The organism is Egibacter rhizosphaerae (assembly GCF_004322855.1).
GTDB classification, from domain to species: domain Bacteria; phylum Actinomycetota; class Nitriliruptoria; order Euzebyales; family Egibacteraceae; genus Egibacter; species Egibacter rhizosphaerae.
This window is the reverse complement of the sequence record NZ_CP036402.1, coordinates 195,048-211,560: the sequence shown is the minus strand read 5'-3', so window position 1 is coordinate 211,560 and position 16,513 is coordinate 195,048. Positions and strand designations below refer to the sequence as shown.

The following is a 16,513-nucleotide window of genomic DNA, read 5'->3' as shown; positions in this document are numbered from 1 at the left end:
GGTGCGGCGATCCCTCGCACCCCGTACGATTCGCCCCGATGGCTGACCGTGTGGCGGACTGGGCCGGACTCGTCGCTCGACGTTATCCGCCGGCCGACGCGCAGTCCTGGGATCGGGTCGGACTGCAGGTGGGTGCGCCCGACGATCCCGTCACGCGCGTGCTCGTCACGCTCGACGTGACCGAGCAGGTCCTCGACGAGGCCGCGGAGGTCGGCGCCGACCTCGTGCTCGCGCATCACCCGCTGCTCCTGCGGGGGGTCGAGCGGTTGACGCCCGACACCGCGCCCGGTCGGCTGGCGCTGCGGGCCGCCCGTCAGGGGGTGGCGGTGCTGGCGGCTCACACCAACCATGACGTCGCGGCGCGCGGCACGACCGAGCCGACCGTCGAGGCGCTCGGGCTTCGCGAGGTCGTGCCGCTGCGACCGCAACGCGACCCGGACGCCGAGATCTGCAAGCTCACCACCTTCGTGCCCACCGACGCCACCGACGCGGTCGCTGCCGCGCTGTCCGAGGTCGGTGCCGGAGTGATCGGGGAGTACGAGCAGTGCACGTTCCGGGTCACCGGTACCGGCACGTTCAAGCCGAGCGCACAGTCGGCACCGGCTCTGGGGGAGCGCGAGACCCTCAATCGGGTGGAGGAGGAGCGGCTCGAAGTCGAGGTCGCCCGAGCGGACCTCGAGGCCGCGGTGGCGGCCCTCGAGCGCGCGCACCCGTACGAGGAGGTCGCGTTCGACGTCTACCAGCTCGTGCCGGTCGGTGATCCCGGCCCGAAAGGGCTCGGCCGGATCGGGGTGTTGCCCGAACCGTGCTCGCTGCGCACGGTTGCCGATACGCTCGCGAGCGCGCTACCCGCGCCCCACTTGCGCGTCGCGGGCGATCTCGAACGCACGGTGCGCACCGTCGCGGCGTGCGGGGGCGCCGGGGATGCCCTGATCGACGACGCGCACCGAGCGGGCGCGGACGTCTACGTGACCGGCGACCTGCGCCACCACCCCATGCTGGACGCGTTGACCCAGGGACTGGCGCTCGTCGACGCCGGCCACTACGCCACCGAGGCGGCGGCACTGCCCGAGGTCCGCGCCGCCCTCGACGAGGACGCCCGCGGGCAGGGCCTGTCGTCCGGTGTGGTGGTGTCGCAGGTGCGCACCGAGCCCTGGGCGTCCTACCGTCCCCCGGCCGGACCGGCCGGCGGGCTCGCCCCTAACCCGGCGACGCGCGAGGAGCCCACATGATCGCGGCCACTCCCGATCAGCAGCGCGAACTGCTGGCGCTGCAAGGCACGGACACCGCGATCCGCCGACTCGAGCACCGCCGCGCCCACCTGCCCGAGCAGCAGCAGCTCGACGAGGCGGACGAGACGCTGGCCAAGGTGACGCGCGAGCTCGCGAACGCCCGCGACGAGCTCGCGGACGCGGAGCGCCGGAACAAGCGCCTCGAGGACGACATCGCCGCGGTCGAGTCGCGCCGCAAGTCGGAGGAGGCGCGCATGTACTCGGGTCAGATCTCCTCGGAGAAGGAGGTCGAGGCGATGCGCGCGGAGCTCTCGTCGCTGAAACACCGCAAGAGCGACCTCGAGGACGAGCTGCTCGAGGTGATGGAGCGTCGCGAGGAACTCGACAGCCTCATCGCCGAGCTGTCCTCGCGACAGGAGGAGTTGCAGGCGGAGGTCGAGCGTCTCACGGCTGCGCGGGACGAGGCCGCGAGCGGCCTCGACGCCGAGCTGGCCGAGCAAGGACAGCGGCGCGCAGGCCAGGCGGGCGCCCTCCCCGATGAGCTGCTCGCCACGTACGACCGTGTGCGCGAGCGCCGGCAGGGGGTCGGTGTGGCGGCGCTCGAGCACGGCACGTGCTCGGGATGCCGCCTCGAGCTGACCGCCATCGAGCTCGAGCAGGTGCGCGCGGATGCCAAGACGGGGCTCGCCACCTGTGAGCACTGCGAGCGCATCCTCGTGCCAACGTGAGCGGCGGCATCGCCCGGGCGGTGCGTAGCGTGTCCGACGCGGCGTGGGCGGCCGGTTACGACCTCGTCTGTGGGCACGCCGATCGGGGGGAGGGGGCAGCCCACCGACGGGCGCTCGTCGCCACAGCCAGTGGCGTCGTCTGTGAACTCGGAGTCGGCACGGGGCGCAACCTCTCCTGGTACGGGGGGGTGGCGAAGGTCGTCGGCGTGGACCCGAGCCCGGCGACCCTGGCCCGGGCCCGGCGCCGTGCCCTGCACGCCGGGATCGAGACGGAGCTGCTCGTCGCCCGGGCCGAGGCGTTGCCGCTGCCCGACCAGTCGGTCGACACGGTCGTCGCGAGCCTCGTCCTCTGCACGGTGGGCTCGCCCGCGGAGGCACTGGCCGAGGCTCGTCGTGTGCTGGCCCCCGACGGGCAGCTGCTCTTCTACGAGCACGTCCGCGATCGGGATCCCCGGGTGGCTGCGCGCCAGGCGCGGCTCACCCCCGCGTGGCGGCGCCTCGCCCGGGGCTGTCATCTGGACCGCGACGCGCTCGGCGAGGTCGTGTCCGCGGGCTTCGTCGTCGATGCGCTGATGGAGGCGCCACTGGATCGCGCACCGGGGGTCCTGCGCCGGCACTTGATCGGTCGTGTATCCCTACCGACCTGAGCCGGCCTAGTCCACGCGGCCCTCGTACTTCACGACCTCGACCCGCTCCCGCAGTACCAGTCCACCCTCCACGAGCTCCTCGACGTCCCCGAGGAACCGCTCGACGCGCTCGGGGGCGTCGACGACCATGAGCACCAGCGGCAGGTCGTCGGACAGGCTCAGCAGCGCGGCCCGGTGCACCACGTTCGAGGCGCCGAAGCCCTCGATCCCGCGGAGCAGCGTCGCTCCGGCCAGGCCGTGCTCGCGGGCGCGGCGGACGAGCTCGCTGCCCACCGGGCGGCCGTCGTGTGTGTCGGACTCCCCGAGAAGGACGGTGAGGCGCACCGCGGTGGCCGGCAGGCGATCGCTGCGCCCGCTCGGGACGATGAGGTGGGTGAACGGGAGGTTGGTGACGGCCCGCAGCCGGGCGGGCAGCTCCTCCCCGAGCCAGCGGGAGATCCCCGCCGGCCGGGTCGACACGACGATCTCGTTCGGCGCATCGTCGCGCAGCGCCTCCTCCACCGCCGCGACCGGATCGGGGTCGGTCACCGACCCTTCGACGCGCACACCCAGCGACGAGAGCGACTGCACCGCCCGAGCCAAGCGCTGGCTCGCGGTGTCGACCTCGTCGGTGGGCGAGGGGGCGAGGACCCGGATCTCGCACGGCCCGCGGGCGACCGTCGCGGCGATGTGGGCGCGCAGCTCCTGGCTGTCCAGCGTGCGGTTCGCGACCACCAGCAGGCGGTGCATCGGTGCGCTCCTCCCCGGGAGCGTGCAGGGTACGCGGTAAGCTGCGCCGCGTCGTGCCCCACGCTCACCAGCCCCGCCCGGCGGGAACGGCTTGAGCACCGGGGTGGGGTGGTGCTAGCAGCCCGGTCCGCGGTCGGCGCCGATGTAGTTGCCGTCGGCGCCCCCCAGCGGCCCGTCGACATCCGGATCGTCGACCGGATCCTCCATGGTCCCGGTGTCCTCGTGCGACCCGTCCTCGCCCCCGATGCCTTGCGAACCCTCGGTCGCCCCGGGATCCTCCTCGACGGCCTGCCGGTCGTCATCGGTCACGCCGTCGTCGTCGCCCGCCGGCCCCGTGTCGTCGCCTGCGGGCCCCGTGTCGTCGCCTGCAGGCCCCGTGTCGTCGCCTGCGGGCCCCGTGTCCGTGCCCCCAGCCTCCTCGGCCGTACCGTCTCCCCCCGACGAGGACGGGCCTGGGTGCGAGTCGCTGTCGTCCTCGTCCGCGTCGGTGGTGTCCTCGGCCACGTCGCCGAGCGCGCCGTCCACGAAGGCCGCGGACAGCTCGGCGACGTCGACGGGGTCCACGTGGGTGACATACGGCGGCTCGTCGGCGATCTCGCCCGGCATGGTGGCGGTGTGGATGTCCTCGCTCGGCACGTCGAGCCCCGCCACGGCCAGCTGGCGCATACGGTTCAGGGTGAGGTCCTCGTCGACCTCGAGTGAGCTGGCAGCGGCATCGGTCAGGTCGAGCAGCCGCCGGGGGCTGACGGCGGTCTGTCCCGAGACCACTTCGTCGCGCAGCTCGACGAGGAGCCGCTGCTGGCGGGCGATTCGCCCGAAATCGTTGTCGATCGACCGTGCACGGGAGAAGGCGAGGGCCTCACCGCCGTTGAAGACCTGGCAGCCCGCCTCGACGTCGAGGTTGGCGTCCTCGTCCTGGATCGGTGCCTCCATCCACATCTCGACCCCGCCGACCGCGTCGACCAGGTCGACGAAGCCGCGGAAGTCGATCTTGGCGTAGTGGTCGGGGGTGATGCCCGTCCAGTTGGAGATCGTCTGGACCAGGCACGTTGGTCCACCGACATCGCTGCGCTCGCCGATGCCGTACGCGGTGTTCAGCCGTCCGAGGCTCCCGTCGCAGAGCTCGACGTAGGAGTCGCGCGGCAAGCTCAGGATGTCCGCTCGCGGGCCGTCAGGGTCGAGCCGCACGAGCATGTTCGTCTCGGTGCGCTCGCTGTTGCGGTCGCCACCGGTGCCGAGCTCGGCCTGCTCCTCCTCGGTGAGGACGCTCCGGTCGTCGGATGCGGCGACGAGCACGGTCACGACCTCGTCGACCGGGTCAGGGAGCTCGACGTCGTCCTCGGCCGTGTCCTGCGTCCCGTCCCGGTCCTCGTCGCTGTCCCGATCGTCCGGCTCCCCGGGGTCCTCCTCGGCAGCCTCCTCGCCCTGCGACGCCTGTTCGGAGAAGTCGACGTCCCGGCGCTCGATCCCTTGGTCGAAGCGCCACACGAGCGCTGCGGCGGCCGCGGAGGCGCCCAGCACGAAGACGCCGACGGCGACACTCACGCCGATCAGTACTCGGCGTCGTTTGCGACCCATGCGTTCTCCCATGTAGCTCGTCTTGCGTGCCCGCCCTCCGACGTCCGAATGAACGACGCGTGAGGAGTCCGAAAGGTTCCGGACGTGCGGGATGCTCCTCTCGTCTGCCCGGCCAGGACAGCGAGTCCCCGGTTCGCGCCAATCCTACGTGCTCTCGGCGCGCGGCGGACCGGAAGCGCTCCCGCCCCGTCGCTGTGCCCGTCGGAGCAGCCCGATACCCTTGTCCGGGAGGAGGGGAGTCGGCCAGGCGGCCGCGGCGGCCCGCTTGTCGGGTCGCCGAGGAAAGTCCGGACTCCAGAGGGCAGGACGCTGGGTAACACCCAGGCGCGGGCAACCGCGCGGGACAAGCCAACAGAGAGCAGACCGCCGAACGGCGCCCTCCGGGCGCGCGTGGCAAGGGTGAAAGGGTGCGGTAAGAGCGCACCGGCGCCGCTGGAGACAGCGGCGGCCAGGGAGCCCCGTCCGGAGCAAGGCCAAGCAGGCGCGATACGAGGTGGCCCGCCCAGCGCCAGGTAGGCCGCACCGAGCCGGGACGGCAACGTCCCGGCCCAGAGAGATGGCCGCCACCCGTCACCGCACGGGCACAGAATCCGGCTTATCGGCCGGCTCCCTCCTCCCACCTGCAGTCTTGGTCCACCAACTCCGCACGATCAGCCGAACGTTCGACGGCTCGAGAGTCCCCGTGGTGCAAGTCGTCGCGACCGATCTGGACGGCACGCTGTTGCGCAGCGACGGTGCCGTCTCCGCCCGCACGCGCGCCGCGCTGCACGCCGTGCAGCGCGAGGGCCGGTGGGTCGTGCTGGCAACGGGACGGCCCATCCGCTTCGTCCATCGCCTCGCGGCCGACCTGGGGGGACAGGGACCCGTGATCTGTGCCAACGGCGCCGTCGTGTACGACGCGGCACGGGACCGGGTCGTCGAGGAACGGGCCCTTCGCCCCACGACGACCCGCGAGGTGATCGCGGCCCTGCGGGCACAGGAGCCCGACCTGGCCTTTGCCTGGGAGACCACCCGCGAGTTCCGCTGCGAACCGGGCTTCGCCGCGCTCGCCGAGTGGCCCGTTCCCGACGGGGCCGTTCTCGACGAGAGCGTGCGCGACACGCACGACGGAGTGGTCAAGCTGCTCGCTCGCCATCCCGCCGGAGACATGTCCTCGATGTTCGATGGGCTGGCCGCGCAGGTCGACGGGCTCGCGACCGTCACGCACTCGACCGCCACCCTGGTGGAGGTCTCAGCGGCGGGTGTGGACAAGGGCACCGCGGTGGCGCAGTTCGTCGCGGAGCGCGGCTTCGCCCCCGAACACACGATCGCGTTCGGGGACATGCCGAACGATCTGGCGCTGCTCGACTGGGCGGGCTGGTCGGTCGCGGTCGCCAACGCGCACCCGCTCGTGCGGGCTCGGGCCGACACGATGACGGCGAGCAACGACGAGGACGGTGTCGCGCTGGTGCTCGAGGGACTGCCGAGGGGCCCTTAGGAGGACTCGTCCGGGTCGAGCTCGACGAGCGCGTCCGGTCCGAGGCGGTCCGCGACGAGTTGCTTCAGCTCGTCGATGCGTCGGGCGTCGCGCGCCTGCCGGCGCTTGAGGCGGCGCAGCTCGCCGACCGCGACGCCCGGCAGGTCGGGTCCTTCGTCGCCCCCCGCCGGGCACTCGGTGCGGAAGTCGCACCAAGCGCAGAGGCGCGACGGCTGCGGCTCGAAGGCCTCGGAGCGGATCCGGGCGGCGGTCTCGCGTACCTTCGCGACGGCGGCGTCGACGTCGATCTCTTCGCGCGGCACCGTCACGCGCATCCCGGGCACGACGAAGTCGAGGGCGACCCAGTCGGGATCGTGTCCCCACAGATGGCGTGCCGCGAGCGCGTAGATCGCCAGCTGCAGGTCGCCGGCGACCTGCTCACGGGTCTTCGCGCGGCGATTGGTCTTCCAGTCGATGATCCCGAGCCCGTTCGAGGCCGCGCCACTCGAGGCGTCGGTGCCCGCGCCGGTGGGCACCACCAGGTCGATTGAGCCGACAACCACGATGTCGTCGGGCAGCGGCACCTCGAACCACTGCTCGACGGCGACCGGGGGGACGTAGTGCTCGGCGAAGCGGGCGTGGTGGCGGGCGAGGACGTCACGGGCGTGGGTGTACCAGCGCAGCTGTTCCTCGCGTTCCATCCCGGCGAACCCCGTCGTGTCCCACGCGTCGTAGAGGGCTTGCAAGAGCTCCTCGAGCGGTGGGGGATCGGGCAGCTTCCGGTCCCACCAGCGCTCCAGGGCCCCGTGCACCGACGACCCGAACGACAGGTGCGGGCTCGGGGGCTGGGGCAGCTTGTCGATGTACGCGTAGCGGTACTGGCGCGGGCACCGGCGGTACGTGTCCACCCGCGAGAACGACAGGCGCAGCGGCTCGTCCGTGACCGGCTCGCCCAGCAGCGTCGTGCCGGATGCGGGTCCGGCCGCTGCGCCGGTCGGCGTTGCGGCCGTCGGTGCCTCGACGTGGGATGGCTCGGAGGGACGTTCCATGTGGGGCAGGGTACTGACCGGGTGTGACCACGCGCGGCAGGGACGGTCGACCTGGGGACGGGTGCCGTCCGCGGGATCACGGCTGCGGCCTCGCGTAGCATCGGCGCCGGAACACGTCGTCGACCCGAGAGGTCCCGCGAGTGCATCGAGCCGGGCGTCGCTGGAGCATGCGGGCCGTGGTCGTGCTCGCGCTGCTGGTCTGGGGCTGCGACGACGCGGCGCTCGAGTCGGACGCACCGGACCCGCCCGACGAGGCCACGGACGCCGGAACGGGAACGGGCGAGGCGGGCAGCGAGGCTGGCGGCGGCACCGCTGACGACGATCCCACGGAGTCCCAGGAGGACACCGCAGGGGCGCCGGGAGATCCCTCGGCCGACCTGCCCGAAGGGGTGTTGTTCGCCGCGATCGGTGACGCCCCTGACACCCTCGATCCCCACGAGGCGACCGGACTCACGCGGCTGGCCGTGCTCGAGAACGTCTACGACCGGTTGGTCGAGCCGAACGGGGTCGACGGCGTGGAACCCGCTCTCGCGGAACGTTGGGAACCGGTCGACGGGGGCCAGCGGTGGGTCTTCGAGCTGCGCGAGGGGGTGCGCTGGCACGACGGTGCCGAGCTCGACGGGCACGACGTGCGGTACTCGATCGAGCGGGCGAAGTCGGCCCAGCAGCCGGACCGGCTGGGCGATGTCTCGTCGGTCGAGGTGCCGGACGAGCACACCGTGGAGGTCGTCCTGGAGGAGCCGCGGGCCAACCTGCCGGCCGATCTCGGACGCGGGCGGGGCGTGGCGATCGTGCCGGAGGGGTCGGGCGAGGTGCTCCGTGACGACCCGGTCGGCACGGGCCCGTTCGCGGTGGCCGACGCCACCGGAGCGACCGAGCTGGAGCTGGAGGCGTTCAGCGACCACTGGGGCGGTGCTCCCGAGCTCGACGGGATCACCTACCGCACGGTCCGGGACGACACGGCGCGGATGGACGCGCTGGCCGCCGGGGAGGTGGATTGGGCGCACCGGGTGACCGCCGAGGTGCGCGCACGGGACGCGGACGGGGAGCCCGAGTGGGACGACGTGATCATCGGCACTCGGCCGCGCCCCGCGACGGTCGCCTACGCGCTCAACCACGACCGGCAACCCTGGGCCGAGGCACCGGTGCGGGAGGCGCTGGCCGCCGCAGTGCGGCGCGGGACGATCGCCGAGGCGGCGCGGCGCGGCGCGGCCCAGCCCGGCCGGACCGCGCTGCCTCCGGGCACGCGGTACCACATTCCCGGGCCGCCCGGTCTCGGGGCGGGCGGGGCCACGGCGGATCCCCTGGGGGCGGCCGGCCTGGAGGAGGACGCGCTCGAGGGTCTCGAGCTGGATCTGCTGGTACCCGACGATGACGAGGCTCGACGGGTCGGTAGCGCCCTCGCCGCGCAGTGGCGCGGCATCGGCCTCGACGCCCGGACCCGTGTGGCCGCACCGGAACGCTACGAGAGCGCACTCCGCGACGGCGCGTTCGATGCGACCCTGGTCCGCTTGGAGGACCACCGCGACCCCGCCGACACCTACGAGGCCCCGCTCCACTCCGAGGGGGCGCACAACGTCCACGGCTTCGTCGACGAGGAGGTCGACGCGATCCTCGAGGAGGCGCGGCAGATACTCGACCCTCAGGAGCGGGCCGAGGCGTACGAGCGCGCCGTGGACCGGATCCGAGAGCAGCACGCCCTCACGTACCTCTACCATCCGCTCGAGATCCAGGGTTGGCGGGCCGACGTCACCGGCTACGAGATCCGCGGCGAGGGATCGGTGCGGTTCGAGGACGTGAGCGTCGAGCGGTAGGCCGCACCCGAGGGACGCGAACGAGGCGATGGGCCGGCTCTCGGACGCCGCGTAGCCTGGGATCCATGCGCCCGCCCGAGCCGCTCGTCCACGCCGCTCGTGGCGTCCTCATGGGCGCGGCGGACATCGTGCCGGGCGTGTCGGGCGGCACGGTCGCGTTGATCGTGGGGATCTACGACCGCCTCGTCAGGTCGGTGGGGGCCTTGGCACGAACGGGAGCGGCGTTGCTCGCCCTCCGGTTCCGCGCCGCGCGGGAGCACGTCCGCGATGTCGACCTGCGTCTGCTGATCCCGCTCGCGCTCGGCGTCGTCGCCGCTCTCGGACTGGGCTCCCTCGTGATCCCCCCGCTGCTCGACGGCTATCCGGCCGAGACGAGCGCGGCGTTCTTCGGGCTGATCGCCGCCTCGCTCCCGCTGCCCTGGGGCCGGATCGAGCGGCCGACCCGTCGCCTCGCCGCCGTGGTCGGCGTCGCCGCCGTGACGGCCTTCGTCCTGGCGGGCCTGCCGCCGCGCGAGATCGTGGACCCGGCACTGCCGATCGTCTTCCTCTCGGCGATGGTCGCGCTCTGCGCGATGATCCTGCCGGGGCTGTCCGGTGCCTACCTCCTGCTGATCCTCGGGGTGTACGGGGCCAGCCTGACCGCCCTGCGCTCGGGGGACGTCGTGTACGTCGCGACCTTCGCCGCGGGTGGGGTTCTCGGCCTCGGGTTGTTCAGCCGCCTGCTGGATCATTTGCTCACCCACCGCCACGACGTGACGATGGCGGCCCTGGTCGGGCTCATGGCGGGGGCGTTACGGGCCCTGTGGCCGTGGCAGACCGAGGACCGCGAGCTGCTGGCCGTGCCGCTCGAAGCGCAGACGCTGACGACGGTCGGCGTGGCGGTCGCCGCGTTCGTGCTGCTGCGACTCGTGGTCCGGCTCGGGACCCGGGCGGCGGCGGGCTCGTCGCCGCCCGCTCGCTAGCGGGTCACCGGCGAGCCGCTCATCGCTCCGCCGCCGACGTCCCGAGGTGGCGCGCGACGAAGTCGATCGCCAGGGCGGTCTGGCGGATCTGCTCGTCGACCGCGAGCGAGCCGTGACCCGCGTCGAACACGTCGTACTCGTGGGGAACGCCTCGTGCCGCCAGCGCGTCGACGTACCGATCGACCTGACGGCGCGGGCAGCGGGTGTCGTTCTCGCCCGTGATGATCAGCACGGGAGCGCGGACCGCGTCGACGTGCGTGAGAGGGGAGCGGTCCCGCCACAGCTCGGGCCGCTCCTCGGGCCCTCCGCCGAACAGCGAGCGATCCAGCGCCTGCAGGTCGGGCGACTCGTCCTCGTAGGCCGTCAGGTAGTCGGCCACCGGCACCACGGCCACCCCGGCATCCCACGCCTCGGGGGCGATGCCGAGGCCGAGCAGCGTCACGTAGCCACCCCACGAGCCACCGGTCAGCACCACCTGCCCGGGGTCCGCGATGCCGTCGGCGACGAGGTGGTCCCGTCCGGCCCGGCTGTCGGCGACCTCGGGCCGTCCCGGGTTGCCCTCGAGCGCGTCCTCCCAGGCCTTGCCGAACCCGGTCGAGCCGCGATAGTTCGGCTGCAGCACCGCGAAGCCGTGGTCGACCCAGGCCTGCACCTGGGGGTCGAAGGCGTCGTCGACCTGGGCCATGGGGCCTCCGTGCACCTCCACGACCAAGGGGAACGGGGCCTCACCGGCGGGCAGCGCGAGGAACGCGTGGACCTCGCCCCCCTCGTCGTTCGGGTACCGCACCGCGGTGTAGGGCATGCCGTCGGGTGCGCGCTCCCCGGGTGGCGCGAGCAGCACGTGATCGGTGTCGTCCTCGAGGCTGCGGACCTCGCTCTGCCGGTCCCCGGACGAACCGACGTACCAGACCGGACCGTCGTCCCGCACGCGCGCACCGGTCACGGTCCCACCGCGGGTCGGCAACCGCGTCGCGGAGCCCGCGTCAAGGTCGTAGCGCCACAGTTCGCTGCGGCCCTCGTGATCGTGGGTGAGCAGCAGCGCACGTCCCCCCGGCCACCACCCGCTGGCGGAGACCTCCCCCGGCAGGTCGAGGCGCAGTGGCTCGCGGCGCCCGACGCGCGGCTGCCAGATCTCCGGGCGCATCCGTCCCGAGCGGTCGCTGTGCAGCACGAGCCGCTCGTCGCCCATCTCGCGCGTGAACGGGCCCGGCACCTCGGTCACGCCGTCCCCGCCGCCCGGGTCGGCGACGGTCTCGCCCGTGGCGCGGTCGACCACGCGCGCGGTGGGGTGCAGCGAGTCGCCGTGGTCGGTGTGGCTCAGGGCTACGAGGGTCCCGTCCGCGGAGACCCCGTCGACCCCGAGCGGTTGCTCGGACACGAGCAGCCGGTCCGCCGAGGTCCCGGTCCGCGCCCCATGCAGGCGCCACACCTCGTACCCCGCTCGGGTCGCGACCCCGACGACGCCCCCGTCCGGTTCGAGGGCGAGTCCGGTGGACCATCCCTCGGGCACGTCGGGCGCGAGCGGGGCGTGGGGTCCCCCATCGAACGGGGTCACCACCCACCGGCCCACCTCGTCGCCGTCGTGGTCGTCGAACCACACCACGCCCGAGCCGTCGGGCAGCACCGCCCCGGCGCGCACACCCGTGACCTTGTCGGTCAGACGGCGGTGGGTGTCGGTCGTGGCGTCCCAGGACGAGAGCTGCCAGACGCCCTCGGCGTTCGACGCGTACACGAGGCGATGGGGGGCGTTCCGTGCCCACCGGGGGAGGCTCACGCGGGCGGCGCGGAAGCGTCGCATCCACGCTGGCTCGTCGGCACCGGCGGCGCCGGGCACCGGTTGCGGAGCGGCCATCAGGCGATGCCCACGAACTCGGTGGACTCGATCACGTGACCCTTCGCCGAGGCCCGCAGCTCCTCGCGGGTCACGCCCGGCGGCACGTCGAGCAGTTCCACGTCGAGGGCGTGCAGCCGGAAGAAGTACCGGTGCGGCCCGCGATCCTCGGCCTCCTCGCGCTGGGGACCCACGTACCCGACTTCACCGAACTCGTTGAGGCCCTGCACGACCTCCACGGGCTCCTGGATGACCGCGCTGCGTGGCAGGCCCTCCGGGAGGCCGTCGACGTCGGGGGGGATGCCGTAGGCGAGCCAGTGGGTCAGCACCCCCTCGTCCGCATCGGGATCCTCGCACACGAGCACGAGCTCCTGCGTCCCCTCGGGCACTCCCTCCCACTGCAGGGGCGGGCTGCGGTCCTCGCCCCAGCCCGTGTGGGCGTCGGGGATGGGGCCGGCGTCGTCGAAGGCCGGGCTCGTGAGCCGGAAGGCGGCCATAGGGGTGCGGTCCTCCTGGTTGGGTCGGCCGGGGAGCGATCGGACGTGGGCACGGGGTACGGGCTGGGTCGGTTCCCTAGGCTCGGGTCAACAGGTCGCGGATCCGGTCGAGGCCTCGCTCGAGGTCGTCGTCGCCGAGGGCGTAGGACAGGCGAACGTGTCCGGGCGCCCCGAAGCCCTCGCCGGGGACGAGCGCCACCCGTGCCGTGTCGAGCAGGACCTCGCAGAGGTCGAGCGAGGTGTCGACACGCCGGCCCGCGACCTCGGTGCCGAGCAGGCCCTCGACCGAGGGGAAGACGTAGAAGGCGCCCTCGGGCAGCGGGCAGGTCAACCCCGGCAGGTCGCGCAACCGCTCGTAGGCGAGGCGGCGCCGCCGGTCGAAGGTCGCACGCATGCGCTCCACCTCGTCGCGGGGGCCGTTCAGCGCGGCGATGGCGGCGTGTTGCGCGATGTTCGCGACGTTGGAGGTCGTGTGGCTCTGCAGGCGGCCCATCGCCGCGCTGACCGGCTGGGGCGCGATGGCCCAGCCCACGCGCCACCCGGTCATCGCGTACGTCTTCGCGACCCCGTTGGCGAGGATGCACTGGTCGGACAGTTCGGGCACCTGGGTGACCATCGAGGCGTGTTGCGCGTCTCCATAGACGAGATGCTCGTAGATCTCGTCGCAGACGACCCAGATGCCCCGATCGAGTGCCCAGCGTCCGATCGCGGACACCTCGTCCGGCGGGTAGACCGCGCCGGTCGGGTTTGCCGGGGAATTGAAGATCAGCAGCTTGGTGCGGTCGGTCACGGCGGCGTCGAGCTGTTCGACGGTCACGCGGTAGCCCGCGTCGGCACTCGCCGGAAGTTCCACGGGGGTCGCCCCCGCGAGGCGGATCTGTTCGGGGTAGCTCACCCAGTAGGGAGCGGGCAGGAGGGCCTCGTCACCGGGGTCGAGGAGCGTCTGGAAGACCGCGTACAGCGCGTGCTTACCCCCGTTGGTGACGAGCACCTCCGCGGGCTGCGTCGGCCTCCCCCCGTGGCGCTCGGTGTCGGCGGCGATGGCCGCCTTCAGCTCCGGCAGCCCACCCGCCGCCGAGTACCGGTGGGTCGCGGGGTCGGCTGCCGCCGCCTGCGCCGCCTCGACGATGTGGGTGGGGGTGTGGGCATCGGGCTCCCCGGCGCCGAAGCCGATCACGTCGGCGCCGTCGGCACGCAGCGCCTTGGCCTTCGCGGTGATGGCCAGCGTCGCGGACTCGGTCAGGCCCGCCACACGCGAACTCAGCGCAGGGGTACGCGCGGCGTCACCCCCGCCTCCTGCCGCCGTCCCCGCGGTGCCCTGGGTCGTTCGGGATGTGCTTGTCATGAGTCTGCGTCCTGTGCTCGGTCATGCTCGGGCCGCCACCGGCCACCGTCAAGCGGGGGGCGCACGAGTGGCCAGGGATCCCCGGACCGCCGTCGTGTCGCCCTCCGCTCGAACGGGAAGGTACACGCCGCGACATCGCGAATCGCGGTCCCGTCCGGGATCTGCTCGCTGCGTTCGTCCCGACTCGACCGCGAACACCCGACACCGCCGGATCTCGACGAGAAGGAGTGCATCACGATGGGTCGCTATACCGTGCCGGGCCTGGACGCGGACACCGGGGCGAAGGTTGCGCAACTGCTCCAGGGGCGCCTCACGGCCACGATCGATCTGCAGCTCACCCTCAAGCACGTCCACTGGAACGTCGTGGGCCCCAACTTCGCCAGCGTGCACGAGATGTTGGATCCGTGGGTCGACGCGACGCGACAGATGTCCGACGCCCTCGCCGAACGTATCGCGACCCTGGGGGCCGAGCCGGTCGGCACCCCGGGCTTCGTCGCGCACCACCGAACGTGGGAGGAGTACTCCCTGAACCGCGCCGACGCCTCGCGGCACCTCGCCGAACTTGACAGCGTCTACTCCGGCGTGATCGGCGACCACCGGGCCGCCATCCACGAGTTGGAGGACCTCGATCTGGTGAGCCAGGACATGCTCATCGGTCAGGCAGAGAAGCTCGAGATGCAGCAGTGGTTCGTGCGGGCCCACCTCGACGACGGCCGCGGCTAGTCGTTTCGGACGGGGCACGGCCACGGCACGTGCGCACCTATCGTGTCGCCGTGGCGGCCGTGGCCGTCGCGAGCGTCGGTCCTCCATGGCTCCCGGGACCGTCCTGGGCGTCGGCGGCCTCGACCTCGTCCCGTGCGATGCCCAGGATCGACAGGATCGCGTCCAGATAGGGCACGCTGACACGGGTGTCCGCCGCGGCTGCGACGACCGGCTTCGCGTTGAAGGCGATGCCCAGCCCAGCGCGGCCGAGCATGCCGAGGTCGTTGGCCCCGTCGCCGACGGCGACGGTCTGGCTGATCGGGACGCCGGCGCTGGACGCGAAGTCCTCGAGGGCTCGTGCCTTGGCGGCGCGATCGATGATCGGCCCGACGAGCCGCCCCGTGAGGCGGCCGTCAACGATCTCCAGCGTGTTCGCGCGCGAGTAGTCCAGCCCGAGCTCGGTGACGAGCTGGTCGGTCACCTGGGTGAACCCACCGGACACGATCGCGAGCTCGAAGCCGAGGCGCTTGAGCGTGCGCGTGACGGTCCGAGCGCCCGGCGTGAGGCGCAGCTGGTCGCGGACCGTCTCGAGGGCCGACGCGTCCACCCCCTCGAGGAGCGCGACCCGCTCGCGCAACGAGGCCTCGAAGTCGAGCTCGCCCGTCATGGCGCGCTCGGTCACGCGGGCGACCGCCTCGCGTTGGTCCACCAGCGCCGCCAACTCCTCGATCACCTCGCCCTGCACGAGGGTCGAGTCGACGTCCATCACGATCAGCCGCTTGGCCCGCCGGTACAGCGAGGCCTCCTGAACCGCGACGTCGATCCGCTCTCCGGCCGCGGTGGCCGCGAGCGCGTCCCGCAGCTGGGCGCCGTCGCCCCCGGCGACCTGCAGCTCCACACTCATGATCGGGTAGCGCGACAGGCGCACGATCCGATCGATGTTCGCGCCGCACTGGGCCAGTGAGGCCGACACCGCCGCCAACGAGCCCGACGGCAGCGGTTGACCCAGCACGACGACGTGGTGCCGCTCGGACTCGTCACGGGGCCGTCCCGGCACCGTCTCGAACTCGAGGCCGACTCCGAGCTCGTCCGCCGTCTCGGTGAGGGCGACCCGTGTGGCGGTCTCGTCCTGGCCGCACGAGACGAGCAGTCCAAGCAGCAAGCGCCCGTGGATCGCGGTTTGCTCGATGTCGAGGATGCGGGCACCCCGGTCCGCGAGGGTCGCGCACAGCCGTGCGGCGATGCCGGGGCGGTCCTGTCCGGTCACGGTGATGAGCAAAGCATTGGTGTCGTCCATGGCGCGCAACCCTAGCGGCTTCCGGCGTGCCCACAGATCCACGCGGGGGTGCCCGGCGGAGCGGCCGGTGCACCGGCTAGCCTTTGTGGCCATGACGGACGAGGCCGAGGAGTTGCCCAAGCCCCGAGAGCTGCTCGCGGCGCGTGTCGCCGCCGAGGAGCTGTTCGATACGTTGCGGGACTGGTTCGACGTGCCCGACGAGGTCACGATCGACCTCCGGGCGGTGGACTCCGCGGTGAGCGAGCTCAGCGATCCGCAGTACGTCATGGCCATGGCGATGCGCAAGCTGCAGGCGCTGCACCTGCTGACCACCCCCGGCGTCGTGACGACCACCGACGTCGTCCTCACGGTGATCCAGGACCTCGAGCGGGCGCTGCTCCAGGCCCCCTCGATGCACCTGCGCAACGCCGCCGCGGAGACGGACTGGGACGCCGCGCTCGCCGAGCTCGACGAGGACCCCATCGACCCGGCGGGCGGCCACGACGGCGAGGGGGGCGAGGGCGAGGGCGAGCCGGCGGAGGCCGGGGCCGCGGGGGACCGGATCGAGGCGTTCCGCCGCCACCATTCCGCGCTGCACGAGGCCGCGCGGGCCGTGCTGCGCGCCAGCGACGGGGAGATTCGCCGCCTGATCTAGACGATCCCACAA

15 protein-coding genes and 1 other RNA gene are annotated in these 16,513 nt (G+C 72.9%); 9 read left to right on the top strand and 7 right to left on the bottom strand.

What is annotated here, in order from left to right; all coding sequences use genetic code 11:
• The first annotated feature begins 38 nt into the window (after nucleotides 1-38).
• From ER308_RS00890 to ER308_RS00880, 3 genes are read left to right on the top strand one after another with little or no spacing between them, the layout of a single operon-like run.
• On the top strand, nucleotides 39-1,232 hold the full coding sequence (locus tag ER308_RS00890; protein WP_131153265.1) for a Nif3-like dinuclear metal center hexameric protein: 1,194 nt from the start codon (nucleotides 39-41) through the stop codon (nucleotides 1,230-1,232).
• Nucleotides 1,229-1,960 (top strand): zinc ribbon domain-containing protein, encoded by a 732-nt coding sequence (locus tag ER308_RS00885; RefSeq protein ID WP_131153264.1) that lies wholly within the window; start codon nucleotides 1,229-1,231, stop codon nucleotides 1,958-1,960. Before ER308_RS00890 ends, ER308_RS00885 begins: the two co-directional genes overlap by 4 nt.
• A complete protein-coding gene (locus tag ER308_RS00880) occupies nucleotides 1,957-2,607 on the top strand; it encodes a class I SAM-dependent methyltransferase (protein ID WP_165491704.1) in 651 nt (216 codons plus the stop codon). The genes ER308_RS00885 and ER308_RS00880 overlap by 4 nt, the downstream gene beginning before the upstream one ends.
• 6 nt (nucleotides 2,608-2,613) lie before the next feature.
• On the opposite strand, the gene ER308_RS22960 is transcribed toward ER308_RS00880, so the two are convergent.
• Nucleotides 2,614-2,973, bottom strand: a complete 360-nt coding sequence (locus ER308_RS22960) for a DUF190 domain-containing protein (RefSeq protein ID WP_420826231.1) — start codon at nucleotides 2,971-2,973, stop codon at nucleotides 2,614-2,616.
• Between the two features lie 477 nt (nucleotides 2,974-3,450).
• The gene (locus ER308_RS00870) at nucleotides 3,451-4,914 is read right to left on the bottom strand and encodes an LCP family protein (RefSeq protein ID WP_131153261.1); all 1,464 of its coding nucleotides are present in this window, start codon (nucleotides 4,912-4,914) and stop codon (nucleotides 3,451-3,453) included.
• A gap of 235 nt (nucleotides 4,915-5,149) precedes the next feature.
• Here ER308_RS00870 and rnpB point away from each other — a divergent pair.
• Nucleotides 5,150-5,528: RNase P RNA component class A (gene rnpB, locus ER308_RS00865), an RNA gene on the top strand.
• A gap of 71 nt (nucleotides 5,529-5,599) precedes the next feature.
• A complete protein-coding gene (locus ER308_RS00860) occupies nucleotides 5,600-6,391 on the top strand; it encodes an HAD family hydrolase (protein ID WP_165491703.1) in 792 nt (263 codons plus the stop codon).
• Here the strand turns inward: ER308_RS00860 and ER308_RS00855 are convergent.
• Nucleotides 6,388-7,419, bottom strand: a complete 1,032-nt coding sequence (locus ER308_RS00855) for a RecB family exonuclease (protein ID WP_131153259.1) — start codon at nucleotides 7,417-7,419, stop codon at nucleotides 6,388-6,390. The genes ER308_RS00860 and ER308_RS00855 overlap by 4 nt on opposite strands.
• Nucleotides 7,420-7,595: 176 nt before the next feature.
• Between ER308_RS00855 and ER308_RS00850 the strand changes: the two genes are divergently transcribed.
• Both ER308_RS00850 and ER308_RS00845 read left to right on the top strand, forming a co-directional pair.
• Entirely contained in the window at nucleotides 7,596-9,233 is a 1,638-nt protein-coding gene (locus tag ER308_RS00850) for an ABC transporter substrate-binding protein (protein ID WP_205745812.1), read from the top strand.
• Between the two features lie 65 nt (nucleotides 9,234-9,298).
• Entirely contained in the window at nucleotides 9,299-10,195 is an 897-nt protein-coding gene (locus ER308_RS00845) for a DUF368 domain-containing protein (RefSeq protein ID WP_131153257.1), read from the top strand.
• A 19-nt stretch (nucleotides 10,196-10,214) separates the two neighbouring features.
• Here ER308_RS00845 and ER308_RS00840 read toward each other — a convergent pair whose 3' ends face one another.
• The 3 genes from ER308_RS00840 to ER308_RS00830 form a co-directional block, all read right to left on the bottom strand.
• Entirely contained in the window at nucleotides 10,215-11,993 is a 1,779-nt protein-coding gene (locus ER308_RS00840) for a S9 family peptidase (protein WP_131153256.1), read from the bottom strand.
• Between the two features lie 53 nt (nucleotides 11,994-12,046).
• Nucleotides 12,047-12,523 (bottom strand): YbhB/YbcL family Raf kinase inhibitor-like protein, encoded by a 477-nt coding sequence (locus ER308_RS00835; protein ID WP_131153255.1) that lies wholly within the window; start codon nucleotides 12,521-12,523, stop codon nucleotides 12,047-12,049.
• Between the two features lie 76 nt (nucleotides 12,524-12,599).
• Nucleotides 12,600-13,787, bottom strand: a complete 1,188-nt coding sequence (locus ER308_RS00830) for a pyridoxal phosphate-dependent aminotransferase (protein WP_131156837.1) — start codon at nucleotides 13,785-13,787, stop codon at nucleotides 12,600-12,602.
• A gap of 318 nt (nucleotides 13,788-14,105) precedes the next feature.
• On the opposite strand from ER308_RS00830, the gene ER308_RS00825 reads away from it, so the two are divergent.
• A complete protein-coding gene (locus tag ER308_RS00825; protein WP_131153254.1) occupies nucleotides 14,106-14,591 on the top strand; it encodes a Dps family protein in 486 nt (161 codons plus the stop codon).
• 37 nt (nucleotides 14,592-14,628) lie between these two features.
• Here ER308_RS00825 and serB read toward each other — a convergent pair whose 3' ends face one another.
• Nucleotides 14,629-15,867, bottom strand: a complete 1,239-nt coding sequence (gene serB, locus ER308_RS00820) for a phosphoserine phosphatase SerB (protein WP_131153253.1) — start codon at nucleotides 15,865-15,867, stop codon at nucleotides 14,629-14,631.
• 91 nt (nucleotides 15,868-15,958) lie between these two features.
• Between serB and ER308_RS00815 the strand changes: the two genes are divergently transcribed.
• On the top strand, nucleotides 15,959-16,501 hold the full coding sequence (locus ER308_RS00815) for a hypothetical protein (RefSeq protein ID WP_131153252.1): 543 nt from the start codon (nucleotides 15,959-15,961) through the stop codon (nucleotides 16,499-16,501).
• Nucleotides 16,502-16,513: the final 12 nt, after the last annotated feature.